This is a genomic window from Limnospira platensis NIES-39 (assembly GCF_026000695.1).
GTDB lineage: Bacteria > Cyanobacteriota > Cyanobacteriia > Cyanobacteriales > Microcoleaceae > Limnospira > Limnospira platensis.
This window is the reverse complement of the sequence record NZ_AP026945.1, coordinates 4,455,952-4,468,088: the sequence shown is the minus strand read 5'-3', so window position 1 is coordinate 4,468,088 and position 12,137 is coordinate 4,455,952. Positions and strand designations below refer to the sequence as shown.

10 protein-coding genes are annotated in these 12,137 nt (G+C 41.6%); 8 read left to right on the top strand and 2 right to left on the bottom strand.

Annotation, left to right across the window (positions count from 1 at the left end; translation table 11 throughout):
- The first annotated feature begins 959 nt into the window (after positions 1-959).
- Entirely contained in the window at positions 960-1,904 is a 945-nt protein-coding gene (locus tag N39L_RS21910; protein WP_006619410.1) for an Hpt domain-containing protein, read from the top strand.
- An 8-nt stretch (positions 1,905-1,912) separates the two neighbouring features.
- On the opposite strand, the gene N39L_RS21905 is transcribed toward N39L_RS21910, so the two are convergent.
- Positions 1,913-2,548, bottom strand: coding sequence for a hypothetical protein (locus N39L_RS21905; RefSeq protein WP_006619409.1), 636 nt, complete (start codon positions 2,546-2,548; stop codon positions 1,913-1,915).
- A 4-nt stretch (positions 2,549-2,552) separates the two neighbouring features.
- Positions 2,553-3,929 (bottom strand): magnesium transporter, encoded by a 1,377-nt coding sequence (mgtE, locus tag N39L_RS21900; protein WP_126277524.1) that lies wholly within the window; start codon positions 3,927-3,929, stop codon positions 2,553-2,555.
- A 468-nt stretch (positions 3,930-4,397) separates the two neighbouring features.
- On the opposite strand from mgtE, the gene N39L_RS21895 reads away from it, so the two are divergent.
- From N39L_RS21895 to N39L_RS21865, 7 genes are all read left to right on the top strand, one after another.
- On the top strand, positions 4,398-6,236 hold the full coding sequence (locus N39L_RS21895) for a putative bifunctional diguanylate cyclase/phosphodiesterase (protein ID WP_014276361.1): 1,839 nt from the start codon (positions 4,398-4,400) through the stop codon (positions 6,234-6,236).
- A complete protein-coding gene (locus tag N39L_RS21890; protein ID WP_006619406.1) occupies positions 6,236-8,359 on the top strand; it encodes a PAS domain-containing protein in 2,124 nt (707 codons plus the stop codon). Before N39L_RS21895 ends, N39L_RS21890 begins: the two co-directional genes overlap by 1 nt.
- A 93-nt stretch (positions 8,360-8,452) precedes the next feature.
- Entirely contained in the window at positions 8,453-8,641 is a 189-nt protein-coding gene (locus tag N39L_RS21885) for a hypothetical protein (RefSeq protein WP_006619405.1), read from the top strand.
- 18 nt (positions 8,642-8,659) lie between these two features.
- Positions 8,660-9,466 (top strand): 2-succinyl-6-hydroxy-2,4-cyclohexadiene-1-carboxylate synthase, encoded by an 807-nt coding sequence (gene menH, locus N39L_RS21880; RefSeq protein ID WP_006619404.1) that lies wholly within the window; start codon positions 8,660-8,662, stop codon positions 9,464-9,466.
- Between the two features lie 37 nt (positions 9,467-9,503).
- Complete coding sequence (locus N39L_RS21875; protein WP_006619403.1) at positions 9,504-10,361, top strand: ParA family protein; 858 nt, start codon at positions 9,504-9,506, stop codon at positions 10,359-10,361.
- Positions 10,362-10,364: 3 nt separating this feature from the next.
- On the top strand, positions 10,365-11,123 hold the full coding sequence (locus N39L_RS21870; protein ID WP_006619402.1) for a ParB N-terminal domain-containing protein: 759 nt from the start codon (positions 10,365-10,367) through the stop codon (positions 11,121-11,123).
- A gap of 10 nt (positions 11,124-11,133) precedes the next feature.
- Positions 11,134-12,075 (top strand): o-succinylbenzoate synthase, encoded by a 942-nt coding sequence (locus N39L_RS21865; RefSeq protein WP_014276360.1) that lies wholly within the window; start codon positions 11,134-11,136, stop codon positions 12,073-12,075.
- Positions 12,076-12,137: the final 62 nt, after the last annotated feature.

The window sequence follows — 12,137 nt, the reverse complement described above, 5'->3', positions numbered from 1 at the left end:
TCTGGCAATGGCTTCTAACTTGTAGTGTTAAGACATACGTGCGAGACGTTTAGGAGTCAAATAAGGCTGCAATGCCTGAAATAACCTCCTAGTGGGACTTCCACCCCTTGGTGGAATATAAGGGATTCGCACCCCTAACCATCCCATAACTGTTTATATGTCCCGACGCTTGGAGAAATCTAAGCAAGGCAGGGAACTCAAGGTCATAAACCAACTGAGAAATCAGGGCGTTGAGAGTAACGGCGATAGCCACCCCCAGTTTTGGAAATCATAACCCCAGGATTGAAGCGGGGAACGGAAGGCGTGAGGGAAACCTATTCCCAATAATCCGACCACTGCCAACCATCCATGATTAGGGAAACCGAATGTCCGGCTTGAACCATCGTAATAACACAGTAGCGAAATAGGTTGATACACTGCGCTCAAAAGAGTAAGGGGAAAAGTAGGATTTTGTATGAGATACCTACACAGACCTTTAAAAGTACCCCGGTTCTGAGGACAAATCTAAAGATGGAATGCCCGTATAAACGGAACGTTTAAACCCCTTTTAGGCTCTCAAGTGGCAGGATGTACCTGCACAGTAGTGAAAAGTGTAAGCGCATACCTTTAAGGGGAAAGGATGTGACTGAAAGCCAATGCCTAACTGTAATGGTTAGGATATGCCCACTAGTCACGGTGTGGATATAGAGATGGCGACAATTAGGAGTGTTTACGACGATAGCGAGTTTAAAGACTACGATGTTGTATTTAGCTCTAAAAGTTGAAGTCACAAAGCAGGAAGTCGTTACCCTGTTCCCGATGTCAAAAGGGGTATCCACATCAGGAGCCGTGTGATGTGAAAGTATCAAGCACGGTTTTGTATTGGAGTTGGGGAAGGCGACTTCCCTTTCGACCATAACCAGGTTAACAGTACCGCTCATAATAAAGCTCGGCGTTAAATTGTCGATAGGAGGGCAGCCGTGCCGACCAGCCAAGACCAAAAAATAATCGCTATCTTTATGGAAGAGGCGGGAGAACGCCTCGAAGAACTTAGTACGGGGTTGAAGGATCTGCCAAAAATTATGGCCTCCTCCGATCGCGAACCGATGATTACTATGTACAGAGCGGCGCACTCGATTAAGGGAGCCTCGGCTATGTTAACGCAACAGATGCCGAGTTTAGCCAGTATTAATAAGGTATCTAAACGACTTGAAGATTGTTTTAAGTCGGTTAAAGACACTCCCATCAAAGCTGATACCAAGGTTGTTACACTGTCAAACAAGTGTTATGAGGTACTCAAGAACCTGATTCAAAGGGCACAAAGTCCGTCTGGTTTATCTGTGGAAATGGGGGAAAAAATTGCTACGGCTGCCCTTCCGGTGTATGATATGCTGGAGAAGCATCTGGCGGATTTGATGAGTGGTAAGGCAGCGCCTGCAGTGGCGGCAGCTTCGTCTGGAGGAAGTAAACCTGTACCTTCGGCGGTGGCTAAGGTGACGGCGGTTCTGAAACCGATGTTACAAGGATTGAGCAAACCGGAATCTCCGGCGCTACGGAAACAAATAGCGGGGCTGTGTGGTCATTTGCAAAAAATTGCGCCGGGAGTGGAACCTTGGCAAAATTTGGTGAAAACTACCCATGGCGCGATCGCTAATCCTAGGGCTCCTTTTCCGCTTCTGAAAAATACGGTAATTAAGGAACTTCAGCAGGCGGCGAAACTCCTGGAAGCGGGAAAAGCTGATGCTATAGCGCCCAGTGATGCTCTAGTTAAACTGGGAAGTAGCCAAGGGGCGGCTCCGGCGACTGCTAAGGAAATTACGATACCAGCAGATCCGAAGGAAGTGGTGAAGGTGTTACTGAAGACTTTCAACAAAAAAGAACTTCAGGCGATCGCTCAATTGTTGATCAAGCACATCAAATCCTGATTTCGATTCTAAGTCGAATTATCCAAGCGATCGCTGATGGCTACTTCCACCTGTCGAGGTAAATTAGCGATCGCCACAGAAACTTTGTCCTGTAACTCATTTAACTGTTGCTGTTGGAGGGCTCCCCATTGGGGTAGTTGATTGATAAACTGCTGTAAATCGACAATCACATGGGTTAAACTCTCGACTTGTTCTAACTCAGGTCGCTGCTGGAACTTTCGCACCACCAATTCCAACTCTCCCTGAATGGCATCGATCGCCTGTTCGAGGGCGTTTTGGCGCTCTAAAATATTCTGGAGAGTACCATTAAGGGTAGTTAAGTTATCGGTGAGCGCCGCCATGTCTAAATTAGCGGTAGATTTTAGGGTGTTGATATTAGCAGAAACAGCATTAGCCTCAGCAATATGATGTAACTGTTCGATCGCCTGAGTGTTCAAGTCAACATTAGCTTTGACATTGAAAGTAAGCGATCGCATATATTGCTTTAACAGATAGCGGTTAACTAGACCAATAGCTAGAAAAATCAATAGGGGAATGCCGCCATATAATAGCGATCGGCCGGTGAAAGTTGCCACAGTTCCCACCACAGTCACGGCTAAACCGACATATTCAGCTATTTCTAGTAGATTACGGTAATTCAACATTCTGTTAATTGAGACTATTACTTTGCAAAATCATCCGAGCTAAATTCAAATATATTAACACCCCCAACACATCAACGGCGGTGGTAATAAACGGCGCAGACATCAAAGTTGGGTCTAATTTGAGCGACCGGAACAAAAAAGGCAAAGCCGAACCGGCTACAGAAGCCAACATGGAAATCGCCAATAAACTCATACCAACTGCGATCGCCACTGCTATTTGACCGGGGACAATAAATACACTAGCCCATATAGTCGCCAAAGTCCCCAAAACTAGACCCAGTAAAGCACCCGCCATAGCCTCCCGCCGAATTACCTGGAAAGATCCCAAAGACCAAATTTCATCGGTATTCATCCCCCGAATTACCACAGTGGAAGACTGAGCGCCGACATTTCCCCCGGTTCCGGTCAATAGGGGGATAAAAAACGATAAGGCCACCACGTCTTGGAGAATATCTCTCTGGGTCTTGAGAATAGAGGCGGTAATACTATTGGTCACTAACAATACTAACAGCCAGACCACCCGGCGGCGGGCTACTGTGAGTAAACTTACCTGAAAATAGTTATCTCCGTCCGCCTGTAAGCCACCCAAGGCGTAGATATCTTTGGTGGTTTCCTTCTCGAGGATATCCAAGATATCATCCACGGTGATAATTCCCACGAGTCGCTTTTCACTATCGACCACAGGAACTGCTAGGAAATCATATCGCTTAATGATGCGCGCGACTTCTTCTTGGTCTGTATCGGTTTGTACAGAGACAAAATCTCGGCTGAGGATTTCACCCACGGTTTGATTTAACTGAGCGGTTACTAAGTCCCGCAGGGAGAGAATACCAATTAAATGGCGATCGGAGTCGGTAACATACAAAGAATAGACGGTTTCGGTAACATGGGCTAAACTGCGAATACGCTCCAAACTCTCACCTACGGTGTACTCTTCCTTGAGGGAAATGTATTCAGGGGTCATAATTCGCCCGGCTGTGTCAGCCTCATAACCTAGTAACAAGGCTGTGGCTTGGCGTTCAGATAGACTCAGTTCGGCAACTAAGCGACGCACTACGGCGGCGGGTAATTCGTCAAATAGCCTAGCGCGATCGTCCGGGGACATTTTATCGACAATATCTATCACTTCCTGGCGTTTGAATTTTTCGCACAATGACTGCTGAACGCTAGAGTCGAGTTGCTCATAAACCTTGATCGCCTCATCTTTCGATAATAGGCGAAAGGCAATGACCTGCATGGTTTCGGGTAATCCCTCAATGGCTTCGGCAATGTCTGCTGGTTGGACTGGAACTAAAATAGCCTTGGCAGTTTGCAGATCTCGGCGTTCTAACAATACTTGTAGTTGCGATCGGACTAATTCCCTCAGTTCTTTACGCGACATGGTAGACAGGGGAACGGATGGTTGAGGGTTTTCAGTCAAGGGATGATCTCCAAAACTGCTACTGAATCTTAACTTAATTCTCCTATTGTCTGTTAGAAACAGCTTTACATACAAGTTGTCTGATCTCAAAGGGCTAATCCCATAGTTCCCCCCATTTTTGATATCTTAATCACTGCCACATCCTGAAAGTCTGTCTTTGGGTATACAGTGCCATGGAAATTTGGGTATACAATTTTATCAAAAACTGAGTGCCATAATGCGGCTGTGCCCATATCACATAAATAATTCGGAAACCCAAATCTTAGTATTTTTTTAACATTTGGTGTACAATCGCCAAGAGTAGCTTCTCATACACCTATTGCATCTCGGAATCTGACTCATCCTAGGGGTCTGCTGATTGGGTCTAGCTGAACCGAGAAACGTTACAGGGTTCGGTCAGTCGTCGTTTACGGAACAAAATTAGTGGCTATGAATGATTTGGATGCCTATAGGGGGCAGTTAGTTCCTCAACTCCATATTGATGAGAGTGTTGTGGCTGGGGGTGGTTCTTGTGGTGAGCATGATTCTGCACAGAATTTGAGCTTACCGATGATAGAACACTTAAAGTTATTGGCGACAGCGGTTTGCTCTGCTGAGGACTCTGTGGTGATTACTAGCGCCAATCTGGAATTTCCTGGACCTGAAATTGTGTTTGTCAATAAAGCATTTACCAGAATGACTGGTTATGGTCCCACAGAGGCGATCGGTCAAACTCCCAGAATTTTGCAAGGAGAAAAAACAGATCGCACGATTTTGGAAAGGATGAAACTGGATCTGAAAGCTGGAGGGGTCTTTTATGGTCAGACAATTAACTATCGCAAGGATGGAAGGGAATTTGTCAATGAGTGGCATATTGAACCTATATATAACGATCGCCAAGAGATAACCCACTATTTAGCTATTCAAAGAGATGTGACTGAACGACAAAATCAACAGAATCGCCTCATCTACGAGGCTAACCATGATAGCCTAACGGGTCTATATAACCGAGGCTACTTTAGAACTGAACTTCAGAAAGCCATAGACCGCACACAAGACTCTCAAGACTATTTGTTTGGTCTGTTGTTTATGGATCTTGACCGCTTTAAATTGATTAATGATAGCTTTGGACATCAAGCGGGAGATCAACTACTGATTGAAATTGGCGATCGTCTACAAAGCTGTATCCGTCCCCAAGATATTCTATCTCGGTGGGGAGGAGATGAATTTGCGATTCTGATTGATGATATCCAAGACCTATCTGAAATTTCTCAACTCACTCATAAAATTCAACAGACAATCAAAAAACCTATTCTGCTCGGGGAAGAGAACCTCGAAACTGTTACCAGTCTTAGTATTGGTATCGCTCTGAGTAGTATGGGGTATAATTGCAGCGAGGATATGCTCCGAGATGCTGATACGGCTTTATATAGAGCGAAAGAGCGAGGGAAGGGAAGTTATGCAATTTTTACCCAAGCTATGCACCACCAAGTCCGACAGCAACTACAGCTAGAAACGGATTTGCGTTATGCTCTCAAACGTCAGGAATTGATACTCAACTATCAGCCAATTATCTCGATGACAACTAATCGGATTGTGGGTTGTGAAGCCTTGCTTAGGTGGGAACATAAAACTTTGGGCTGGGTTTCTCCGGCTAAATTTATTCCTATTGCTGAAGAAACTGGGTTAATTTGTCCCCTGGGAGATTGGGTAATTGAACAGGCTTGTATTCAAGCTAAACAATGGGAATCTATTTATCAAGATTTACCACCATTTATTAGTGTTAATCTGGCGACTAAACAACTAACACAGCCGGGAATTGTCGAGAAAATTCAGGAAATATTAGAAGCGACTAAATGCTCTCCTGAATTGATTAAGTTTGAACTGACAGAAACGGCGATCGCTGAATCGACAGAAGTGGCGGTTACTACTCTCCGAAAAATTAAAGATTTGGGGATTAGATTATGTATAGATGATTTCGGAACCGGACATTCCTCCCTCAGTCGCCTCTCATGTTTTCCTATTGATACCCTGAAAATAGACCGCTCTTTTATTAAGGGTATCAATGCTTCGGAACATCAAACTAAAATTGCCTATGCTATTGTGAAGCTGGCTCAATCCCTAGGAATGGAAACTATTGCTGAAGGGATTGAAAACTTGGAACAATTTTGTCAACTAAAATCTTGGGGATGCGAACTGGCTCAAGGGTTTTTGATGGCTGAACCTATAGCCTCAGAAACTTTCCAAGAAGTTCTTAACCAAAACTTGATTTACCCCATGGAGTGCTAATGACCGCTGAACTAATTGTTAATAACTATCCTGAAGATTTATTCAACGCCTATCAAACGGCGATCGCTGAGTTACGTTTACTCAAAAATGAACTTCGTCAAACTCAGCAAGAATATGCGGAACTGCAAAATATTATCGATCGCACTAACCCGGTTAGTATGATTGATAAACATGGGACGGTTTTAGATGCTAACCTACCTTTTATTGAGATGTGGGGTAAGTCTTGGGAACAGGTGATTAATCACCCTCACCCTTTGTTTGAATCCCCTTATTATTCCCCTACTTTTTGGGAAGAATTATGGTCAGTGGTTAATCAAGGTAATATTTGGGAAGGAGAAATTCAACATCATATTGCTAACGGACAACACATTTGGGTAAAAACAACTATTGTTCCTGTGGAAGCATCATCGGGATTATGTCCTTATCGCTATTGGGTAATTACCAATAAAGATGACACTCAACCGCAGATAGAACAACAACTGCTACAGTTATCCTGGGTTGCTACTCAGACTGATAATGCTGTAATTATTTGTGATTGTGATGGTTATATTGAGTGGGTTAATACCGGATTTGTAACTATTACTGGATATTTCTTTGATGAGGTACAAGGTCGCAAGCCTGGTTCGTTTTTGCCGGGTGCTGACACTAACCCAGATACTATCTTGGAGATTGCTAACGCACTCAAACAACATCAACCTTATCAAGGGGAAATCCTGAACTATAGACGCAATGGAGAAGCCTATTGGCTGTCTATAAGTATTACTCCTGTTTTTGATAAATGGGGAAATTTGACTAAGTTTATTGCTGTGGAAAGTGATATCACTGAACGCCAAAAAATTGCCTCGGCTTGGAGAGAAAGTGAGGTGAGAAATCGCAGCCTGATTGAGGCTATTCCTGATTTGATATTTAGGATAAATTCTCAGGGAGTAATTCTTGACTACTTCCCGGCTAAAAATTCCCCCAATCCCGGTTTACCACCAAATATTGTGGGACAGACAATTGATGCCGTTTTTTCTCAAGATTTGGCTGAATGGACGCGCCATTATTTAACTCAAACCCTCAATACTAGACAAATTCAGCAGGGGGAATATGTGCTATCGGTTTCGGGTAGCTATCACCATTATGAAGCGCGTTATGTCCCTAGTGGTGATGATCAGGTCTTGGCGATTGTTAGGGATATTAGCGATCGCAAAGCTATGGAAGTTAGCCTCAGACTTGAACAGATACAACAACGCCATAAAGCGATCGAGTTATCCCAAACCATACAAGAATTAAAACGCACCCAAACACAATTAATTCAGGCTGAGAAAATGTCCGGCTTAGGACAAATGGTGGCAGGGGTGGCCCATGAAATCAATAATCCTTTAGGGTTTATACATGGGAATTTGATGCACCTAGAAACCTGCACTCAAGATTTAATTGAACTGGTGAAATTATATCATAAAAACTACCCTCAACCTGTTGAGGAAATTATTAATTTTGCCCAAGAAATTGATTTGCAGTTTATGCTTGATGATTTACCTCATGCTTTGGATTCAATGAAGTTGGGAACTACTCGGATTCAAGATATTGTTGTCTCTTTAAGAAACTTTTCTCGCCTCGATGAAGCTACCCGCAAGGCTGTAGATTTACATGAGGGTATCGAAAGCACTTTACTGATTTTACAAGGTCGCATCAAAATGCACCCAGGTTCGGAAATTCAAATTCTTAAAGATTATGGAGAATTGCCTAAGTTGGAATGCTATCCTAGTCAATTGAATCAGGTATTTATGAATATATTGGCTAATGCGATCGATGCTTTAGCAACTCAACCAGATCCTGGTATAATTACCATCAAAACTACAGTGGAAAAAGCTAATTTTCCCGACCAACTAGACTCTATTGTTATTAAAATTGCTGATAATGGTCCGGGAATTTCTGAATCTATCCAAAGACAGATTTTTAATCCATTTTTTACGACTAAGCCTGTGGGTCAAGGGACGGGTTTGGGATTGTCTATTTCTCATCAAATTGTAGTTGAAAATCACGGCGGAAAATTAGAGTGCAATTCGCAGGTAGGTAGCGGTACAGAATTTGTGATTACCCTCAGCATACCTGAACAGCAAAAATCTGTTACTCATTAATTTCTAGGAAATACTAAATTTTTGTGAAATTTCAGGGAATTGACCATAATTTTCCTATAATGGATAATTAGACTTTTTAGACCTGATTTGGTTATGCAATATTACTTCACTGGCTTTATTGTTATTTTCTTCCTGGTTTGCTATGGCTACAGTTACGTTATTGTGAAATTGGCTAAGGATCGCGGCGACCAATTTTTGCTTTATGGAATGCTGGGGGGTTTATTTGGGTTTATGGCTTTTTGTGCGGCGGCGGTTCCCTTTTTGCATTGGATATTTGACTAACAAATAGGAGTCGATTAAATGCCACAATGGCGGGTGGGGTGTTATAGTTTTTATGGTGAATTACACGGCGATCGCACTCAGCCTATAATTTTGCTATTACATGGCTTTATGGGAAATTGCCGAGACTTTGACCCGGCTATACCCTCCCTTTCTCAGCATTTCTCCTGCTTAACTATTGATTTACCAGGACAAGGAAAAACTCAGGTATTAGCAGGAGATGAAGCCTATCAAATACCAGCGATCGCCTCCGGTTTAATTGGTCTTTTGGATTACCTGAAAATTGATAATTGTGTCCTGATTGGATATTCTATGGGAGGTCGTTTAGGACTCTATTTGATTTTACACTATCCCACACGATTTAAGCAAGCAATTCTGGAATCAGCATCACCAGGACTGAAAACGGAAATTGAGCGATCGCAGCGGCGTTTATCAGATAATCAAATAGCCAATAAACTACAAAATAGTAACTTTCAAGACTTCCTCAACTGGTGGTATAGTTTACCCCTATTTACATCCTTTAAAAACTCGCCCAATTTTGATAAAATTATAGGCGATCGTCTCAAAAATAACCCTACAGAATTAGCGAAAATCCTCATAAATTCGGGAACCGGAACCCAGCCAACACTCTGGGATAAGTTATCTCAAAATCAGATACCTTTACTATTATTAGTGGGAGAATTTGACCATAAATTTAAACAAATTAACCGAGAAATTACGGGTTTATGTACCTTCGCAACCATAAAAATAGTTCCCGGCTGTGGCCATAACATCCACGGCGAAAATCCCCAAATTTGGGTAGACTTAATCCTTGACTTTATTTCCTAAATATGACAATCTTTAACAAACCCTTAAATAACCAGGTATGAAAACTATTGCTGTTTACCATAATAAAGGTGGAGTAGGTAAAACCACCATAGCCATTAACCTAGCCGCCTGTTTACAAAAACAAGGTCACAAAATACTACTTATCGATTTAGACTCTCAAGCCAACTCCACCTTTGCGACTGGCTTAATGAAATTTTTATTTGTGGAAGATGATGATTTAAGAGATCGCAATGTTTCCCATGTTATCGAATCAGGTGATTATCACTTTATTCCTGATGTCGTCAGAAAAACCGACGGATTTAATCAACCCGAAATTGATGTAATACCCTCCCATATTAACTTAATTGAAAAGCAATATAAACTCAACCAAGTTGCATCTAATAAAACCCGTTTAGTCACCAAGCTAAGGCGAGTTAAAGAAGATTATGATATCGTGATTATTGATACTCCTCCCTCCCGGGATATTTATGCAGAAATTGCCTTAATTGCGGCGGATTATTTAATAATCCCATCAGACCTGAAACCCTTTGCTAATCAAGGATTACCTACAGTTTTAGAATTTATTGGTCAAATTGATGAATTTCGTGCCTTAATTGGTAAAAAGGATTTGGCAATTTTGGGGATATTGCCATCTAAAATATCCACCAATTCGCGATTTTTTAATTATGTCTTCCCCAAGCAAAAAGAATCCCTGTTAAATTCCCATAATGTACCGATTATGAATAGCATAATCTTTGAAAGAACAGTTTTGTCTCAATGTACCAACCAGACTATAACTATGGGAGATTTAGAGATACCGGACCCCCAATCTGTGCTAGAATTTGCGCCAGATTCACCAGCAGCGATGGAATTTGTACAGTTGACAGAGGAAGTTTTAGAAAAGTTAGGTAAATAAATCATGATCAGATTTTCTTTGGTGGATGTTAAAAGCATTAATTCTCATGTACCTCGGTCTAATTTTTCCGAATCTGAATTAGAGGAGTTAGCCGATAAAATTTTAGAATGTGGGGGAATTATTAAACCCTTAATCCTGAAAATGCAAGGGTTAGAAAATTATCAAGTTATTTCAGGTAATTTAGAATATTATGCGGCGGTGAAAGCTAGGGAAAAAGACCCCCGCAAAGCTGAGATGGTTAATGCTTTTGTGATTGCTGACAAACATGAAGCTAAGGTATTAAAACAGGTGGAGTTAATTGAGCGTTTTACGGTAACTCCTAGCTTGGTAAATAATCAGATAGGGGAAACTGTAACATTAACGACATCTCCATCTCCTCATTTAGAGTCTCGGTTAAATAATCTTGAACAACGACTAGAAACCTATGTGAGTCAAATTCAGCAGGAATTGAGGGATTATCAACAACAAAATGAACGGCGATTTAAAGCTATAGAATCTCCCCAACCTTCCCCAATGAGAGAGTCAGAGTCGCCAAATCAACCCATTATTAACCCTCTCGATTTATTCAATAGTTTGACTCAGGAGGAGTTATTGAGGCGATTAAATCGGGCTAATATTAGTAATTCTAAAAACTTAGCTAAAGGTATTTGTGAAGCGAGGGAAAAACTGGGTAAATTTATCAATTATCAACAAGTGATTGCTAATGTTAAGGGTTTAGCAGACAAAACTATGATTAAAATTATTGATGCTTGGTCTAGTTAAATGCAATTCAATGACTATCAAATTTAAGTTTAATAAATACTCCCGTAGATTTAAACAGCCTTTAAAAACTCATCACGGACTCTGGGAGGTTAGGGAAGGGATTATTATTGAGTTAATGGACGAAAAGGGTAAAGTTGGCTGGGGAGAAATTGCGCCTCTTAGTTGGTTTGGGTCGGAAACTCTCAGGGAGGCTATGGATTTTTGTGAAAGTCTACCTGGGATAATTACAGAAAATCTGATTTTTTCGATTCCTATGAGTCTCCCAGCTTGTCAGTTTGGCTTGGAGTCGGCTTTAACTCAATTACAGGGAAATGATGAGGAAATACCTAAGCTAGAAAATAGCGGACTGCTTCCTACAGGAAAAGCGGGTTTATCTGCTTGGAAAGATTTAGTTAATAGGGGATATACAACTCTCAAGTGGAAAATCGGGGTTGATAGCATTGATAATGAGTTGAATTGGTTGGAGATATTAGCCAGCCAAATGAGTGAAATTCAAGGGTTATCGCTGCGACTCGATGCGAATGGTGGGTTAAATTTTGCGGAAAGCGATCGCTTGTTAGATATTTGTGATAGAATAAGCCTGGGAGATACTAGCTTTAAAATAGAGTTTTTAGAGCAACCTCTAGGTGTTAATGAGTTAGAGGGAATGTTAGCCTTAACTAAAGGTCATTTAACCTCCATAGCCTTAGATGAATCTGTCGCGACCCTCACCCAAATCAATCAATGTTATCAACAAGGTTGGCGAGGTATTTTTGTGATAAAACCTGCTATAGTAGGTTCCCCAAAGCAGTTAAGGAAATTATATCATACCCTAGGGATTGATGGGGTATTTTCTTCGGTATTTGAAACCGAAATCGGTCAAAAAGCGTCACTACAATTAGCCGCAGAATTATGTCAATCTCATCGCGCGGTAGGATTTGGTATTAATCACTGGTTTGTCGATACTGACTAACTAAAAAATAATTAATCATCCCATAATTATCACATTTTAAACATATTTACCCTCACACAATT

Excerpts from the sequence above, each read along its gene's own strand:
- N39L_RS21885 (WP_006619405.1), top strand. The coding sequence starts at position 8,453 with ATGCAATATTACTTCACTGGCTTTATTGTTATTTTCTTCCTGGTTTGC.
- N39L_RS21870 (WP_006619402.1), top strand. The coding sequence starts at position 10,365 with ATGATCAGATTTTCTTTGGTGGATGTTAAAAGCATTAATTCTCATGTA.
- N39L_RS21875 (WP_006619403.1), top strand. The coding sequence starts at position 9,504 with ATGAAAACTATTGCTGTTTACCATAATAAAGGTGGAGTAGGTAAAACC.
- N39L_RS21895 (WP_014276361.1), top strand. The coding sequence starts at position 4,398 with ATGAATGATTTGGATGCCTATAGGGGGCAGTTAGTTCCTCAACTCCAT.
- N39L_RS21865 (WP_014276360.1), top strand. The coding sequence starts at position 11,134 with ATGACTATCAAATTTAAGTTTAATAAATACTCCCGTAGATTTAAACAG.
- N39L_RS21890 (WP_006619406.1), top strand. The coding sequence starts at position 6,236 with ATGACCGCTGAACTAATTGTTAATAACTATCCTGAAGATTTATTCAAC.
- menH (WP_006619404.1), top strand. The coding sequence starts at position 8,660 with ATGCCACAATGGCGGGTGGGGTGTTATAGTTTTTATGGTGAATTACAC.
- N39L_RS21905 (WP_006619409.1), bottom strand. The coding sequence starts at position 2,548 with ATGTTGAATTACCGTAATCTACTAGAAATAGCTGAATATGTCGGTTTA.
- mgtE (WP_126277524.1), bottom strand. The coding sequence starts at position 3,929 with ATGTCGCGTAAAGAACTGAGGGAATTAGTCCGATCGCAACTACAAGTA.